The organism is Haliea salexigens DSM 19537, assembly GCF_000423125.1.
Classification (GTDB): Bacteria; Pseudomonadota; Gammaproteobacteria; order Pseudomonadales; family Halieaceae; genus Haliea; species Haliea salexigens.
In genome coordinates this window covers 38,110-53,393 of sequence record NZ_KE383979.1, presented here as the reverse complement: position 1 = coordinate 53,393, position 15,284 = coordinate 38,110, and the positions used below count along the sequence as shown (strand labels likewise).

The following is a 15,284-nucleotide window of genomic DNA, read 5'->3' as shown; positions in this document are numbered from 1 at the left end:
TGGCTAACCCCGCGGATGCAGCTGGCCGGGGCCGGCGATGTAGCGCGCGACCGTTTCCCGGTACTGCCCCTGCAGGCGCTTGATAACCGGGCGCCCTGCATCGGGCTCGCCAATCGTGCGGCCATCCACCTCGGTCACCGGCACCAGGCCGGCAAAGGTACCGGTCACAAATGCTTCTTCAGCGTTATACACATCAGTGAGCGTGAAATTGGTCTCGCGCACGGTGAGGCCGAGCTCGCGACCCATTTCCAGCACCTTGCCGCGCGTGATGCCGTCGAGGCAGTAGTCTCCGGTCGAGGTCCATATTTCACCGCGGCGTACAATGAAAAAGTGTGTCGAGTTGCAGGTCGCGACAAACCCGTGTGGGTCCAGCATCAGCGCCTCGTCGGCACCGGCCTTGGTCGCCTGGATGCAGGCGCCAATGCAATTGAGCTTCGAGTGTGTGTTCAGCGCCGGGTCCTGCACGTCCGAGTAGCCGCGGCGCACATACACCGTATACAACCGCACGCCCTTCTCCACCACCTCGGGCAGCGCCTCTTTGTATTCGGGAATGATCACCACCGTCGGTGGCGTAATCGTCATGCGTGGGTCCTGGTAGGGCGTTGCCTTCACACCCCGGGACACCATCAGCCGAATGTGCACGCCATCGTGCATGCCGTTTGCCGCCAGCAACGCGTACAACCGGGCGGCCAGGTCCTCGCGGCTGAAATCGGGCTGGAAGTCCAGTGTTTTCATGCCCTCGAACAGGCGCTCCAGGTGCCGTTCGAGAAACAGCACCGTATGGCCCTCGACACGCAGACCTTCCCACACGCCATCGCCCAGGATAAACCCCGAGTCGAACACCGAAATACGCGCCTCGGCACGCGGCACAATCGTGCCATTGATCTCGATGAGGATAGTTTCATTGCGCGGATCGCCCGCGTACTCATGCGTGCCTTTCATACCTGTGCTCCCGGAACGGTTTTCTGCGCGCGCTATTGTGCGCTATTCGGGCCGCAAGTACATCCGTGGTAAAATCGCGCCACCTCCAAAACACCCAGGCAGGCACTACCCGTGGCCGAACAACGCGACAACATCTACGCTCACCCCGTACCCGAGCCGACCGCATTCCGCTTCGATGACCGGGTGGCACAGGTGTTCCCGGACATGATCCGCCGCTCCGTACCCGGCTACAGCACCATCATCGCCATGACCGGCCTGCTCGCAGGGCGCTTCGCCACACCGGGCAGCCGCCTCTACGACCTCGGCTGTTCCCTCGGCGCGTCCACCCTCGCCATGCGCCAGAACGTGCAACACGGTGACTGCCGGATTGTCGGCGTCGACAACTCCGCCGCAATGCTTGAACGCTGCCGGGGCGTTATCGATACCGACAGCCACGACGTCCCGGTGGATCTTGTGTGCAGCAATCTGCAGGACGTACCTGTCACCGATGCCTCGGTGGTGGTGCTCAACTTCACCCTGCAGTTCATCGCCCGCGAAGAACGCGACGCCGTCATTCAGCACATCTACCACGGCCTGCGACCGGGGGGCATCATGGTGCTCTCGGAGAAAGTCACCTTCGAGGACCCGCACCTCGACGCCCTCAACATCGACCTGCACCACGACTTCAAGCGCGCCAACGGTTACAGCGACCTGGAAATTGCGCAGAAACGCGATGCGCTGGACGGCTTCCTGCGGCGCGAAACACTGCAGCAGCACCGCAAGCGCTGCCACGACGCCGGTTTTGGCAGCTGTGATGTGTGGTTCCAGTGCTTTAACTTCGCCTCACTGATAGCGCTTAAATGATCGACTACGGACCGCTGATAGACCGCTGGCAACAGGACGTCCTACTGGCACCCTGGGCCGAGCGTCTGCACACGCAAATCGCCAGCGGCCTTGCCGTCGAACGCTACGGCGACCTCCCGCGCTGGCTCGAAGCCCTCGCGGCCCTGCCCGATATCACAGCGACAACTCGAAGGCTCGACAGCGCCCGCGTGGGAGCCGACCGACAGCCCGAACTGGACGAGGCACAGACCTCCGCCCTGCGCGACACCCTGCAGCGCCTGCATCCCTGGCGCAAAGGGCCCTTCGACCTGTTCGGCGTGCACATCGACACCGAGTGGCGCTCCGACTGGAAGTGGGAGCGACTGCTGCCCGGCCTCGACGACCTCAATGGCCGCCGCGTACTCGACGTCGGCTGCGGCAGCGGCTACCACTGCTGGCGCATGGCCGGCGCCGGGGCCCGGGAAGTCATCGGTATCGACCCTACGCCGCTGTTTGTCGTGCAGTACTGGGCGTTACAGAAATACCTGCAGCACCCCGGTGTTTGGGTGTTACCGCTGGGCATTCAACATATGCCCGCCAATCTGCAAGCGTTTGACAGTGTGTTTTCCATGGGTGTGCTGTACCACCGCCGCTCGCCGATAGATCACCTGCAGGAGCTGCGCAACTGCCTGCGGCCCGGCGGGCAGCTGATTCTGGAAACGCTGGTCATCGACGGACCACTGGGCGCCACCCTGGTACCCGAGGGGCGCTATGCGCGCATGGGAAACGTCTGGTTCCTGCCCAGCCCCGATACGCTGATATCCTGGCTGCGGAAGTTGAAGTTTCGCGATGTGGAGCTGGTAGATGTCTCGGTCACCCGCGTCGAGGAGCAGCGGCAGACCGAGTGGATGCGCTTTCAGTCGCTGGCTGACTTTCTCGACCCCGAGGATGCCACGCGCACGATCGAGGGGTATCCGGCGCCGATGCGGGCTGTGGTGACGGCTCGGGCGCCGTGATGCTGCTGGCTAGCTCGGCGAGCGGCTCGACGGATGGCACAGGCGTGGTGGCGGGCGGCGCAACGGATGGGGGCGAGCGGGACACGCCGTGAACCCATCCATGGGGGCTTGAAGGAAACATCCCTGTTTCCTACAGTCCCGCTCGCCCCCATCCGCCGCGCCACCCTGCGCATTGGGCTTGTGGTGCCGGAACTTGTTTTCGAGTTTCCCTGAGCCACTCGCCCAGTGGCACGAGAATTCCCGAATACGTAGCGCTTCCTCGACTAATAACGCCAGAGCTCACCCTCAAGCCGCGCCGCACCCCGCGCCTCTAATGCCAGACTTCACCACCCAAGCCGAATGTGCCGGGGTGGGCGATCCCGGCCGGTGGGGGACCGTCGGCGGCCATGGATGGCCGCCGCCGAGCCTACATGGACGTACTTGCGGCGTGTCCCCCATCGGTCGGGATCGCCCACACCGGCACCACTCCCAAGCCGGAGCTCAAGCCGGAGCCCAACCCGACGCCCGAGCGCACCCCACCCTCAATGCAACGCCTTCTCCCGACGATGCTCATGAAACACATACTCAAACACCTCCCGGTAATTGCGCGCAAACCGAACCTCCAGCCCCTCCTGCAAATACGCCGGCAACTCATCGAAATCACGCCGGTTGGCCGCAGGCAGGATCAGCTCGGGTATCTTCATGCGTCGCGCCGCAATCACCTTCTCGCGAATGCCTCCCACCGGCAGCACCAGACCAGTCAGGGTCAACTCCCCCGTCATCGCCAGCGGTCTCTTGATCCGCTCATTACGCGCCAGGGAAATGAGTGCAGTCGCCATGGTAATGCCCGCACTGGGGCCGTCCTTCGGCGTGGCACCCTCCGGCACGTGCAGGTGCACCAGGCTGGTGTCGAAGAAATCGTAGTCGCAGTCGAAATCCCGCAGGTGCGCCACCACATAGCTGTAGGCAATCTCCGCTGACTCGCGCATGGTCTCACCCAGGCGCCCCGTAAGCTTGAAGCCGCTGTTCAGGGTGTGCACCTTGGAGGACTCGATCGCCAGCGTGGCCCCGCCCATGGCCGTCCAGGCCAGTCCGGTGGCAACCCCCGGGCCGCGCAACAGCTTCTCAGTGTGGAACACCGGTTGACCCAGCAAGGTTTCAATATCCTTCTTGCCGATGCGCACGCGCCGCTCGCCGCCCTCCAGCAGGCCGACAATGGATTTGCGGATGATGCGTGCCAGCTGCTTTTCAAGGTTGCGCACACCGGCTTCGCGGCAGTAGCTCTCGATCACGGTTTTCAGCGCGGCGTCGTTTATTTTCAGCTGGTCGGCCTTGAGGCCATGCCGCTGCAGTAGCCGCGGCCACAGATGGTTGCGCGCTATGGCCAGCTTTTCCTCGGCGATGTAACCGGCCAGGCGCAGCACTTCCATGCGGTCCAGCAGTGGTCCGGGAATGCTGTCGATCTGGTTGGCGGTGCAGATAAACAGCACCTTGGAAAGGTCCACGCGCATATCCAGGTAGTGATCGAGAAATTCAGCGTTCTGTTCCGGGTCCAGCACTTCCAGCAGGGCCGACGCGGGGTCGCCCTGAAAGGATGCGCCAATCTTGTCGATCTCATCCAGCATGATCACCGGGTTGGCCACTTTCACGTCCTTGAGTGCCTGCACGAACTTGCCCGGCATCGCCCCAATGTAGGTACGGCGGTGACCCTTGATTTCCGCTTCGTCGCGCATGCCTCCGAGACTGAAGCGGTAGAACTCCCGTCCCAGAGCATCAGCCACGGAGCGGCCGATGCTGGTTTTGCCCACACCGGGCGGGCCAACCAGCAAGAGAATGGAGCCGCTGATCTCGCCCTTGAAGGCGCCCACTGCAAGGAACTCGAGGATGCGCTGTTTGACGTCATCCAGGCCATCGTGATGCGCGTTGAGTGTCTCCCGCGCATGGCCGAGTTCGAGCTGGTCCTCTGAGTGAATACCCCAGGGAACTTGCGTGGCCCAGTCAAGGTAGTTGCGGGTGACACCGTACTCGGGGGAGCCACTCTCCAGCACCGAAAGCTTGTGCAACTCTTCGGCGATACGCTCGCGCACGGACTCTGTTGGCTTCAGGGCGGCCAGCCGCTCTTCGAAGAGCTCCAGGTCGGTGCTGCGATCATCCTTGGACAGGCCGAGTTCTTTCTGGATGACCTTCAGCTGTTCGCGCAGAAAAAACTGTCGCTGCTGCTCCGAGACCTTTTCATTCACCTGGCTGGTGATATGGGTTTGCATCTCGGCCACTTCGCGCTCTTTGCGCAGCAGCACCAGCACTTTTTCCATGCGCGCCAGCAGGGGCAGCGTATCGAGAATTTCCTGCAGCTGGTCACCTTTGGCGGTGGTCAGGGCGGCGGAGAAATCCGCCAGCAGGCTGGGCTGGTTGGGGCTGAAGTTGGCCATGTAGTGCTTCAGCTCTTCGCTGTACAGCGGGTTCAGTGGCAGCAGTTCCTTGATCTGCTGGATGAGCGCCATGGCATAGGCCTTGACCTCGTCACTGTCGCGATCGCCCGAGCTGCGCGGGTACTCCACCTGCACCCGATAGGGCGCAGAATCCGTGAGCCAGCGCACGATACGGAAACGCTTCACCCCCTGCACCAGGAACTGCCCGGGGCCATTGGCGCCGGGTGGCCGGTGCAAGCGCGCAACACAGCCTATTTCCGGAAACTGACGGGGGCCGATGCTGTCGGAGCCCTGCTGCTCCACGTAACTCAAGCCCACCAGTCCGTGTCCTTCCGCGGCGATGGCCTCCAGCGTGGGAGCCCACTCCTGCGGGTTGATCGCAACGGGCTGCACCTGACCGGGGAAAAACGGGCGCTGCGGTACCGGAATCACATACAGCGTATCGGGGAGCATATCGCTCGCCACTGCCGGGGCCTGGGACCCTGTGGCGTGTATGTCCGCCTCGTCTGGTGCAAATTTCGGGGCCTTGCTCATGCTTGCCTGCCTGTTTCAACTGCCGGGGTATCCGCCAGATATGGGCTCGGCGCGCGGTATTTCAAGAGAGCAGCCACAGAGCCATTTTTCAGCGGCCGGCGCTGGGAGTATACTGGCGACAGTTGAATCGCACTTCAAACCGCACGACTGACACAGGAGTCCACAGTGCATATTGACAAGGCCACTGAAGCCGAACTGCGCGCTGCGCTTGCCGATCTCCACGAACAGTACGACGCACTGGCAGCGAAAAACCTGAACCTGGACCTCACCCGAGGTAAACCCAGCGCGGCACAGGTTGCGCTGTCCGACGCGCTGGACGGTATTCTGGACGGCAACTACCGCGCGGCGGACGGCAGTGATGCTCGCAACTACGGCGGCCTTGAGGGCCTGCCCGAGGCGCGCGCCCTGTTTGCCGAGGTGCTGGGTACGGCGCCGGAGGAGACACTGGTCGGCGGCAACAGCAGCCTGACCCTCATGTATCAGGTCATGGACTTCGCCCTGCGCGAGGGCTTGCGCGGCGCGGATTCCGCCTGGGGCAATCGGGCACAGGTGAAGTTCCTGTGCCCGGTACCCGGTTACGACCGCCACTTTTCCGTGTGTGAATACCTCGGCATCGAGATGATCCCCGTGCGTCTGCTCGATTCAGGCCCGGATATGGACCAGGTGGAGGCCCTGGTTGCCGCCGACGCCGATATCAAGGGCATCTGGTGTGTACCCCGCTTTTCCAACCCCACCGGCTGCGTCTACAGTGCGGAGACTGTAAAGCGCCTCGCAGGCCTGCCGCAGGTCGCGTCCGCCAGCTTTATCGTCATGTGGGACAACGCCTACGCGGTACACACCCTGCAGGATGACGCCCCCGCTCTGGCCAGCATCGCCGCCCACGCGCGCGAGCTCGGGACTATGGACGGCATTTTCCAGTTCGGGTCCACATCCAAGATCACCTTCGCCGGCGCGGGTGTTGGGTTCGTCGGCAGCAGCGAGCGCAACCTTGCCGCCTTCCGGGCCCACCTCGCGTTCCAGACTATCGGCCCGGACAAGGTCAATCAGCTGCGTCACGTGCGGTTCCTCAAGGACAGCGAGACCCTCAACGCCCACATGAGCCGACATGCGGCACTGCTCAAGCCGCGTTTCGATGCGGTACTCGGCACGCTCGAGCGAGAACTGGCCGGCAGTGGCATGGGCAACTGGACGACCCCGCAGGGCGGCTACTTTGTCTCTTTCGACGCGCTGCCGGGGCTGGCATCAGAGATTGTGGCACTCGCGGGCAATGTCGGTGTGAAGCTCACACCGGCCGGTGCCACCTTTCCCTACGGCAAGGACCCGGATAACCGCAATATCAGGCTCTCACCCAGCTTCCCGGCGCAGGACGATGTACAGGCGAGCGTGGACGTGTTCGTGTTGTGCGTGAAAATCGCCTCGATCAAGCAGCGACTGAGCCGCTAGAAGGGGGTGTACGGGCGCCTGTCACGGGGTGGCAGGCGCACTGCCGGCGGTCAGTCGTCGCCGCTGTGGTGGGGCTGCATGCCGGGCACGGGGAAGGCGGTGACGTTGCTGCGTGAACCGGGGGCGGCCTCGGATATCTTGCCCGTGCCTTCCTTGTCCACCTCGTCGATGCGAATAATCGCCTGCAGGGGGATGTAACTGCGTTTGACCCCGCTGAACTCATGCTTCAGCTTTTCCTCACTGGGGTCGACAAGAATCTGTGAACGCTCGCCGAAGACGAACTCCTCGATTTCGATGAAGCCCCACATGTCGCTCTGGTAGATCTGGCGCGCGAACACTTCGAACACCTGGTTCGCGTTGTGGAAAATCACCTTGTACACAGGTTGGTTGGCCATGCTGTCCTCGTGAGGCGTTGCGCCGGGCGGCTCCGCGGCAAGTGCGCTAAAACCGGGGGGGGGCGATGTTACCACTCCCCGCACAAATTACCACTATCTGCCACCCGGGCTGGCTAGGTTTCCGCGGTGTGAATCTGTATAATTCACCCCCCTTTTTACAACAACCGGCCAGAAACCGACTGCGGTGCGCCGACGAGGCTCAGTGAGCAAAAAGCTGTACATCAAGACCCACGGCTGCCAGATGAACGAGTATGACTCGGCGCGCATGCGCGATCTGCTGCAGGCCAGCCACGGTCTCACGCCCACGGACAACCCTGAAGAAGCGGATGTCCTGCTGCTCAATACCTGCTCGATTCGTGAAAAAGCCCAGGAAAAGGTGTTCCACCAGCTGGGCCGCTGGAAGCATTTGAAGCAGAAAAATCCCGACCTGATCATCGGCGTGGGCGGCTGCGTCGCCAGCCAGGAGGGGGCCGAGATCGGCAAGCGCGCGCCGTATGTCGACCTCGTTTTCGGGCCGCAAACCCTGCACCGGCTGCCCGCGATGATGGAGCAGCGCGGTCCCGGTGGGACCCTGGTGGTCGATGTCAGCTTCCCGGAAATCGAAAAATTCGATCGCCTGCCAGAGCCCAGTGTTGAAGGGCCCACCGCCTTTGTCTCGGTCATGGAGGGCTGCAGCAAGTACTGTACGTTCTGCGTCGTGCCTTACACCCGCGGCGAAGAAGTGTCGCGGCCCGTCGACGATGTCATCGCAGAAGTGGCACACCTCGCCGGCGAGGGCGTACGCGAGGTCAACCTGCTCGGGCAGAACGTGAACGCCTACCGGGGTGCCAACCACCTCGGCGAGGTCGTGGATTTTGCCGAGCTGTTGCACCTGGTGGCACGCATTCCCGGCATTGAGCGTATCCGCTACACCACTTCGCACCCGGTCGAGTTCAGCGATGCCCTGATTGACGCCTACGCCGAAATTCCGCAACTGGTCGACCATCTCCACCTGCCCGTGCAGAGTGGATCGGACCGTATTCTCATGGCCATGAAGCGCGGCCATACGGCGCTGGAATACAAGTCGAAAATCCGCCGGTTGCGCCGCATACGCCCGAATATCAGCATTTCCTCCGATTTCATCATCGGTTTTCCGGGCGAGACAGAGACGGATTTCGCCGCCACCATGAAACTGGTTGAAGACATCGGCTTCGATACATCCTTCAGCTTCGTTTACAGCGCGCGCCCCGGCACACCCGCATCAGAGCTGCCCGACTCCACTGATGAGGCCACCAAGAAGCAGCGGCTGCAGGTTCTGCAATCCCGTATTCTGCAGGAAGCACAGGCCATCAGCCGTCGTATGGTGGGCACGGTGCAGCGCGTGCTGGTCACCGGTGTCTCGAAGAAGGACCCGGGCGAACTGCAGGGCCGGACCGAGAACAACCGGGTGGTGAATTTCCACTGTACCGACCGCAGCCTGATCGGCGCATTTGCCGACCTTGAGATTGTCGACGCGCTGCCGAACTCACTGCGTGGCCAGCTGGCACAGGCGCCGCTGTTGCGCGCGGTTGACTAGTCGGCACAGCCGTATATCCTTAAACCCATGACCACATGCCCTAGCGGCCCGCGAGCGATTTGAACAGCGAATCTCCGACCCCCGAGTCGACACAGTCAAGCCTCACCCTGGAACCGAATGACACCCGCCATCTGGCCATGCTCTGCGGCCAGTTCGACGGCCATTTGCGCCAGATCGAGTCCCGCCTGGGCATCGGTATTGCAGCCCGCGGCAACCAGTTCCTGCTCAGCGGGCCGCCCGGCGCAGTCAATGCCGGCCGCAGCCTGTTGGAGAACCTGTACAGCGAGGTATGCCAAGGCGTTGGCTTGAGCCCGGAGTCACTGCACCTGCAACTGCAGCAGGCGGGAATCGAGATGCTGGCCGAAGACCCCGCAGGCGCTCCCATTGAGGCCATTCAGGTTATTCGCACCAAGCGTGCGTCGGTAAAACCCCGCGGCAAGAACCAGCAGGGCTACGTGCGCACCATCAAGCAGCACGACATCAATTTCGGTATCGGGCCGGCCGGCACGGGCAAGACCTATCTTGCGGTCGCCTGCGCCGTGGAAGCACTGCTGGAGGAGCGCGTGCGACGCATCCTGCTGGTGCGCCCGGCTGTAGAGGCCGGCGAGAAGCTGGGCTTCCTGCCCGGCGACCTGAGCCAGAAAATCGACCCCTACCTGCGCCCCCTGTACGACGCCCTGTACGAAATGCTCGGCTTTGAAACAGTGAATAAGTTCATCGAGCGCAATGTTATCGAAGTGGCGCCGCTGGCCTTCATGCGCGGCCGCACGCTGAACAACGCCTTCATCATTCTCGACGAAGCCCAGAACACCACGCGTGAGCAGATGAAAATGTTCCTCACCCGCATCGGCTTCGGCTCCACGGCGGTGATCACCGGGGACGCCACCCAGATTGACCTGCCCAAGGGCATTCAGTCGGGTTTGACCCATGCAGGCAACATCCTCGCCGATGTCGAGGGTATCGGCTTCACCTGGTTCGGCAACAAGGATGTGGTGCGCCACCCCATGGTGCAGCGTATCGTTGAAGCCTACGATGCCTACGAGGACAGGGCGACACCGCTCGACAAGACCCGGCCATGAACAGCCACATCGACATCCAGACCGCCTGTACCGAGCCGGTTCCCGAGGAGGACGACTTAAGGCACTGGCTGCAAACCACCCTGCAGGGTCGGGCCAGCAATGCCACTCCGGAGCTTTGCCTGCGCCTGGTGGGTGCAGAGGAAATGGCACAACTCAACCAACACTACCGCGGCAAGCCGGGCCCCACCAACGTGCTGTCCTTTCCGGCCGATCTGCCGGAGAGCCTGCAGCTGCCGCTGCTGGGCGATATCGTCATCTGCGCCCCTGTGGTCGCCCGGGAAGCCGTCGAACAGGGCAAACCCGCAGCCGCACACTGGGCCCACATGACCGTGCACGGCGCGCTACACCTGCTGGGCTACGACCACATCTGCGAGGCTGAAGCCACCGAAATGGAAGACCTGGAAACGGCCATCCTGGCCACCCTGGGATTCCCCTGCCCCTACCCAGACACTGCCTCCGAGGAGCCCGTCAACCCATGAGCGAAGATCGATTTGGCAGCGAGCCCGGAGACCGCTCCTGGCTCGAGAAAATAGCCTTGCTGTTCTCGTCGGAACCCAACAATCGCCGCGACCTCGAAGGCGTTCTCGCCATCGCCGCCGAAAACGAGGTTATCGACCAGGATGCGCGCAGCATCATGGAAGGCGCCATGAAGGTCAGCGACATGCAGGCGCGCGACATCATGATTCCACGCGCGCAAATGGTGGTGATCAAGGCGGAGTCAACGCTGGAGGAGATCCTGCCACAGATTATTAACTCCGCCCACTCGCGCTACCCGGTGATCGGCGAGAGCCCCGACGATATCCAGGGTATCCTGCTGGCCAAGGACCTGCTACCGGAGCTGCTCAACAAGGATCACAGCGAGTTCCGCATGGAGACGCTGCTGCGCCCCACGGTGGTAGTACCGGAGAGCAAGCGGCTGAACGTGCTGCTGCGCGAATTCCGCGAGAACCGCAACCACATGGCTATCGTCATTGATGAATATGGCGGTGTTGCCGGCCTGGTGACCATTGAAGACGTGCTGGAGGAAATCGTCGGCGACATCGAAGACGAGACCGACGTGGACGAGGACCACTTCATCCGCACCATCGGCGAGGGCGACTACTTTATCAAGGCGCTGACACCCATCGAGGATTTCAACGAACACTTCCGCACCACCTTCAGCGACGAGGAGTTCGATACCATCGGCGGTTTGGTTATCCAGGCCTTCGGGCACATGCCCGCGCGCAACGAAGTCACCTGCATCGAGAACTTCGAGTTCAAGGTCATCAACGCCGATCAGCGCAAGATCCACAGCCTGCGCATGCGGCCTCTGGGCGGCTGATTCATGCCTGAAAACGGGCTGCGCCCGGCCTGGATCACACTGCTGACACTGCTGGCCGGTGGCCTGGTCACACTGTCGTTCGCACCCTTCGACCTGTGGCCGGCGGGCATCGCCAGTTGTGCGCTGTACTGCTATCTCCTGAGCACCTGCTCGCCGCGCCAGGCCCTGTGGCGTGGCTGGCTGTTCGGACTCGGCATGTTCGGCAGCGGCGTCTCCTGGGTTTACGTCAGCATCCATGTGTACGGCTATGCCGGCGTGCCCCTGGCCGCACTGCTCACGGCGCTGTTCTGTGCCGGCCTGGCGCTGCTGCACAGCCTGTTTGCCTGGTGCTACACGCGCTGGATCAGGCCCCTGCCGGGCGGCATGCTGGTCGGCTTCGGCGCGCTCTGGGTGCTTTTTGAGGGCCTGCGCAGCTGGCTACTCACGGGCTTTCCGTGGCTTTACCTGGGCTACGCTCACCTGGATACCTGGCTGGCCGGCTGGGCTCCCGCGGTCGGGGTGTACGGGCTGTCATTTGCGGTAGCCGTCAGCGGTGCCTGCCTGTTCCTGGCCTGGCGCAACCCGAAACCCGCCGGCCTGCTGACCTATCTCACCGTGCTCGGCATCCTGTGGTTGGGCGGGCGTACACTCGCTGTGGTAGAGTGGGTGGTCCCCGCAACCGAGCAACCACTGCGCGTGGCGCTCTATCAACCCAACATCCCGCAGGCCCTGAAGTGGCAGCCGGCGCACTACCCACGGATTCTGGAGCAGTACAGTCGCGCTGTCGCGGCACAGAGGGGACATGACATTGTCGTGTGGCCGGAATCCGCCCTGCCCCGCTTCTACCAGCAGGCACGCGATTACCTCGATCCGGTTGCCGAGGATTTTGCCCGGCAGGAAGGCACGCTGATCACCGGCATCCCCTGGCGTGAGGCCGGCGACAGCGCGTACTTCAACAGCATTGTGGCGCTCGGCGCCGGCAGCGGCGTGTACCATAAACAGCGTCTGGTGCCCTTCGGGGAATACGTTCCACTGGAAAGCTGGTTGCGCGGGCTCATCGCCTTCTTCGATATGCCCATGTCGAGCTTCTCCGCAGGCCCGCCGGACCAGAGCCTGCTGCTGGCCGCCGGGGTTAGGGTGGCGCCTTTCATCTGCTATGAAATCGTCTACCCCGGCCTGGTAGCACGCAGCGCGCGCAACGCCGATCTACTGGTCACCATCAGCAACGACAGCTGGTTTGGCGCCTCCATCGGCCCCCTGCAGCACCTGCAGATGGCACGCATGCGCGCGCTGGAAACGGGGCGCTACCTGTTGCGGGGCACCAATAACGGTGTGTCTGCAATCATCGACCATCAGGGCCGCATACAGCAGCGCAGCCCCCAGTTCGAAGAAGCACTGCTCAGCGGTGAAGCCCACGTCATGCTCGGCAGCACACCGGCGGCGACCTACGGGCCGCGACCGGTGCTGGCCGCCTGCGTATTGCTCCTGCTGATGATGCTGGTTGTGTACCACACACTCTGGCGTGAGCGGGACTGAACACCCGTCACAGTGGCCTGCCAATGCGCTGGAAACTTCGCCTGCACTTTGGTAAACCGCGCCTGTTTCATCACACCGGAGCCAACCGCATGCTGAAACAGGCCTGTGCAGCTGTAGACTCTAGGGCGCGTCCATCGATACCACGAAAATTCCCCGCAGCTCGTCTGCGCCATAGCCTGTCGCCTGATCCTCGGGATAGCGGTCCTGCAGCGCGCTGTGAGTTGCGGCGTCCAACGCCTGGCCCGGCGTGCCGTGACACTGCAAACACATGCCGTTGGTGACGATGGGGTAATACGCCACCACCTCTCCGTCAACCCGGTGCACGGCGGGCTGTGGCTCAGCGCCCGCAGCCAGCGCGGATTTGGCCTCGGCAATATAGGCAAGCTCAGTACTGTTGGCCGCATTGGCGGGGTTGCGTGGCCGGTCGCTGACGCGACGGACCAGAGCGTCCTGCCCGGCTGACGCCCCCTCGGTGAGGGGAATGGCGTTGGTATGGCAGAAATCGATGGCCGCTACCGTGCCACCCGCACTGATGGCCTGCTTCAGGTTGCTGCCCAGGGTTGCCTTGGCGCGCAGCGCAATGTTTCTGCCGTGACGTAGATAATCTGCATCGGTCACCAGCGCGGGCCGGCCTGCCTGTCGGCGCTTTTGCTGCTCAGCCTGGAAATGCTGCGCATACCATGACGGCGCTTCGAGGGGGCTGTAGTAGATGTAATAGGCAATGTCCTCCAGTATAGCGGGATCAAAAGACAGCTTGGGCATAAGCCCGAAGCGATTGATCGCACCGGGCATGCGCGCATTCTGCGCGGAGGGGTCCTGCACGAAGGTCGCCAGGGCGCGACTGAACTCGGTATAGGCTGTATCGGCTTGCACGTAGTGCTGCTTGATCGCCGCCATGGGCGGCGCAACACGGTTACCTGCGGCCGCATCGGGGCTGTGACAACTGAAACAGGCTGATTCCAGTGCCTGGAATCCGGCTGTCAGCCTCGCTTGATCAACCGCGGGTCCGTCCACCCGTGCCGCCTCGGCGCTCACTGCGCGTTCAACGGCAGCCAGCGGCGCAATAAGACCCGCCAGACAAACGGCAATAACGATTCTGACATTCATCTTGATCCTTCCTCTCCTCGGCTGACTCAGGGCAGCAGTATCCAGCGTAACAGGGCAGAGACAGCACCCACCACCAGCACCCCGCTCACCCAGAGCCCGATAAACCAGGCCCACTTTTTCCCCAGGCCATGCTCCCTGCGCTGCGGTGCCTCATGCTCACTCATCAGTGATACCCGCCGTCACCGGGCCGGACCTTGCCCCGGAAAATCCAGTAGGAATACGCCGTGTAGCCCAGTATCAAGGGCAACATCAGCAACGCCCCCACCAGCATGAACAGCAGGCTTGAATCCGGTGCGGCGGCGTCTTGTATGGTAATCGCCCGGGGTACGATATACGGCGTAAGCCCTACACCGAGGCCCACGAAACACAAGCCCAGCAAAACCAGGGTCGCGGGGTAGATCACGGTATCGCGTTGCCCGCGAATGCCCCACGCCACCAACGCAGCGGTAGCGGCGGTGAGCAACGGCACGGGCGCCACCCAGTAGAGGTTGGGCAGGCTGAACCAGCGGGTAAAAATCTCCGGCGACAGGAACGGCGTCCACACACTGACGACAACCACGAAGACGAAGGTGCTGATAGCGGCGCGTTTGGCGAACCGGTAGGCCTGCTCGCGCAGGGCGTTGTCGGTTTTCAACACCAGCCAGCCAGCGCCCAACAGGGCATAGCCAGCGCACAGGGCGAAGCCAACAGTGACGGTAAAGGGTGTCAGCCAGTCCCACCAGCCACCCGCGTAGGCGCGCCCTTCCACTTCAATACCCTGCACGAAGGTGCCCAGCACGATGCCCTGCATGAACGTTGCCAGTGCCGAGCCGAACACGAAACTCACATCCCAGATGCGCTTGTGTGTCGGGTCACGCCAGCGGTACTCGAAAGCCACACCGCGAAAAACCAGTGCCAGCAACATGATGATGAACGGCGCGTAAAGCGCGGGCATGACCACCGCATAAGCGAGCGGAAAGGCGGCGAACAGACCGCCGCCACCGAGTATGAGCCAGGTTTCGTTACCGTCCCACACCGGTGCAACCGTATTCATCGCCGTATCTCGCTCCTCATCCGTGGCCAGAAACGGGAACAGCAGGCCGATGCCCAGGTCAAAACCGTCCAGTGCAACGTAGATGAAAATACCCAACGCCAGCAAACCGGCCCAGATCAGCGGTAAATCCAGCAT

The 15,284-nt window shown here is 62.7% G+C and carries 14 protein-coding genes; 8 read left to right on the top strand and 6 right to left on the bottom strand.

Annotated features, from left to right (window positions below; genetic code table 11):
• Positions 1–3 precede the first annotated feature (3 nt).
• Positions 4–942 carry an aminotransferase class IV gene (locus G533_RS0119715; protein WP_027951363.1) on the bottom strand — a complete coding sequence of 313 codons (939 nt, stop codon included), beginning with the start codon at positions 940–942 and terminating at the stop codon, positions 4–6.
• Between the two features lie 111 nt (positions 943–1,053).
• Here G533_RS0119715 and cmoA point away from each other — a divergent pair, with 111 nt between their 5' ends.
• Together cmoA and cmoB are read left to right on the top strand one after the other, a co-directional pair.
• Positions 1,054–1,785, top strand: a complete 732-nt coding sequence (gene cmoA / locus G533_RS0119710; RefSeq protein WP_027951362.1) for a carboxy-S-adenosyl-L-methionine synthase CmoA — start codon at positions 1,054–1,056, stop codon at positions 1,783–1,785.
• Positions 1,782–2,759, top strand: a complete 978-nt coding sequence (gene cmoB, locus G533_RS0119705; protein WP_027951361.1) for a tRNA 5-methoxyuridine(34)/uridine 5-oxyacetic acid(34) synthase CmoB — start codon at positions 1,782–1,784, stop codon at positions 2,757–2,759. The genes cmoA and cmoB overlap by 4 nt, the downstream gene beginning before the upstream one ends.
• A gap of 521 nt (positions 2,760–3,280) precedes the next feature.
• On the opposite strand, the gene lon is transcribed toward cmoB, so the two are convergent.
• Positions 3,281–5,701: an endopeptidase La gene (gene lon / locus G533_RS0119700; protein WP_027951360.1), complete on the bottom strand. Its 2,421-nt coding sequence runs from the start codon at positions 5,699–5,701 to the stop codon at positions 3,281–3,283.
• A gap of 165 nt (positions 5,702–5,866) precedes the next feature.
• On the opposite strand from lon, the gene G533_RS0119695 reads away from it, so the two are divergent.
• The gene (locus G533_RS0119695; protein WP_027951359.1) at positions 5,867–7,144 is read left to right on the top strand and encodes an aspartate aminotransferase type Ic; all 1,278 of its coding nucleotides are present in this window, start codon (positions 5,867–5,869) and stop codon (positions 7,142–7,144) included.
• Positions 7,145–7,194: 50 nt separating this feature from the next.
• On the opposite strand, the gene G533_RS0119690 is transcribed toward G533_RS0119695, so the two are convergent.
• On the bottom strand, positions 7,195–7,539 hold the full coding sequence (locus G533_RS0119690) for a DUF1820 family protein (protein ID WP_035529419.1): 345 nt from the start codon (positions 7,537–7,539) through the stop codon (positions 7,195–7,197).
• Positions 7,540–7,741: 202 nt separating this feature from the next.
• Between G533_RS0119690 and miaB the strand changes: the two genes are divergently transcribed.
• Genes miaB through lnt form a run of 5 tightly spaced genes read left to right on the top strand, consistent with a single transcriptional unit; the run spans position 7,742 to position 13,009 of the window.
• Positions 7,742–9,094 (top strand): tRNA (N6-isopentenyl adenosine(37)-C2)-methylthiotransferase MiaB, encoded by a 1,353-nt coding sequence (miaB, locus tag G533_RS0119685; RefSeq protein WP_027951357.1) that lies wholly within the window; start codon positions 7,742–7,744, stop codon positions 9,092–9,094.
• Between the two features lie 59 nt (positions 9,095–9,153).
• Positions 9,154–10,173, top strand: coding sequence for a PhoH family protein (locus tag G533_RS0119680; RefSeq protein ID WP_027951356.1), 1,020 nt, complete (start codon positions 9,154–9,156; stop codon positions 10,171–10,173).
• Positions 10,170–10,652 (top strand): rRNA maturation RNase YbeY, encoded by a 483-nt coding sequence (ybeY, locus tag G533_RS0119675; RefSeq protein WP_027951355.1) that lies wholly within the window; start codon positions 10,170–10,172, stop codon positions 10,650–10,652. The genes G533_RS0119680 and ybeY overlap by 4 nt, the downstream gene beginning before the upstream one ends.
• Positions 10,649–11,494 (top strand): CorC family transporter, encoded by an 846-nt coding sequence (locus G533_RS0119670; RefSeq protein ID WP_027951354.1) that lies wholly within the window; start codon positions 10,649–10,651, stop codon positions 11,492–11,494. Before ybeY ends, G533_RS0119670 begins: the two co-directional genes overlap by 4 nt.
• 3 nt (positions 11,495–11,497) lie before the next feature.
• Positions 11,498–13,009, top strand: a complete 1,512-nt coding sequence (gene lnt, locus G533_RS0119665; RefSeq protein ID WP_027951353.1) for an apolipoprotein N-acyltransferase — start codon at positions 11,498–11,500, stop codon at positions 13,007–13,009.
• 120 nt (positions 13,010–13,129) lie between these two features.
• Here the strand turns inward: lnt and G533_RS23165 are convergent, their stop codons facing one another.
• Genes G533_RS23165 through cydB form a run of 3 tightly spaced genes read right to left on the bottom strand, consistent with a single transcriptional unit; the run spans position 13,130 to position 15,284 of the window.
• On the bottom strand, positions 13,130–14,116 hold the full coding sequence (locus G533_RS23165) for a Tll0287-like domain-containing protein (RefSeq protein ID WP_051230740.1): 987 nt from the start codon (positions 14,114–14,116) through the stop codon (positions 13,130–13,132).
• A gap of 26 nt (positions 14,117–14,142) precedes the next feature.
• A complete protein-coding gene (locus G533_RS24950) occupies positions 14,143–14,280 on the bottom strand; it encodes a hypothetical protein (RefSeq protein ID WP_169515396.1) in 138 nt (45 codons plus the stop codon).
• Complete coding sequence (gene cydB, locus G533_RS0119650) at positions 14,280–15,284, bottom strand: cytochrome d ubiquinol oxidase subunit II (RefSeq protein WP_027951352.1); 1,005 nt, start codon at positions 15,282–15,284, stop codon at positions 14,280–14,282. Before cydB ends, G533_RS24950 begins: the two co-directional genes overlap by 1 nt.

Coding starts and splice junctions, on each gene's coding strand:
- G533_RS0119715 (WP_027951363.1), bottom strand. CDS start 942: ATGAAAGGCACGCATGAGTACGCGGGCGATCCGCGCAATGAAACTATC.
- cmoB (WP_027951361.1), top strand. CDS start 1,782: ATGATCGACTACGGACCGCTGATAGACCGCTGGCAACAGGACGTCCTA.
- lon (WP_027951360.1), bottom strand. CDS start 5,701: ATGAGCAAGGCCCCGAAATTTGCACCAGACGAGGCGGACATACACGCC.
- G533_RS0119690 (WP_035529419.1), bottom strand. CDS start 7,539: ATGGCCAACCAACCTGTGTACAAGGTGATTTTCCACAACGCGAACCAG.
- ybeY (WP_027951355.1), top strand. CDS start 10,170: ATGAACAGCCACATCGACATCCAGACCGCCTGTACCGAGCCGGTTCCC.
- G533_RS0119670 (WP_027951354.1), top strand. CDS start 10,649: ATGAGCGAAGATCGATTTGGCAGCGAGCCCGGAGACCGCTCCTGGCTC.
- lnt (WP_027951353.1), top strand. CDS start 11,498: ATGCCTGAAAACGGGCTGCGCCCGGCCTGGATCACACTGCTGACACTG.
- G533_RS23165 (WP_051230740.1), bottom strand. CDS start 14,116: ATGAATGTCAGAATCGTTATTGCCGTTTGTCTGGCGGGTCTTATTGCG.
- G533_RS24950 (WP_169515396.1), bottom strand. CDS start 14,280: ATGAGTGAGCATGAGGCACCGCAGCGCAGGGAGCATGGCCTGGGGAAA.
- cydB (WP_027951352.1), bottom strand. CDS start 15,284: ATGCTGGATTTACCGCTGATCTGGGCCGGTTTGCTGGCGTTGGGTATT.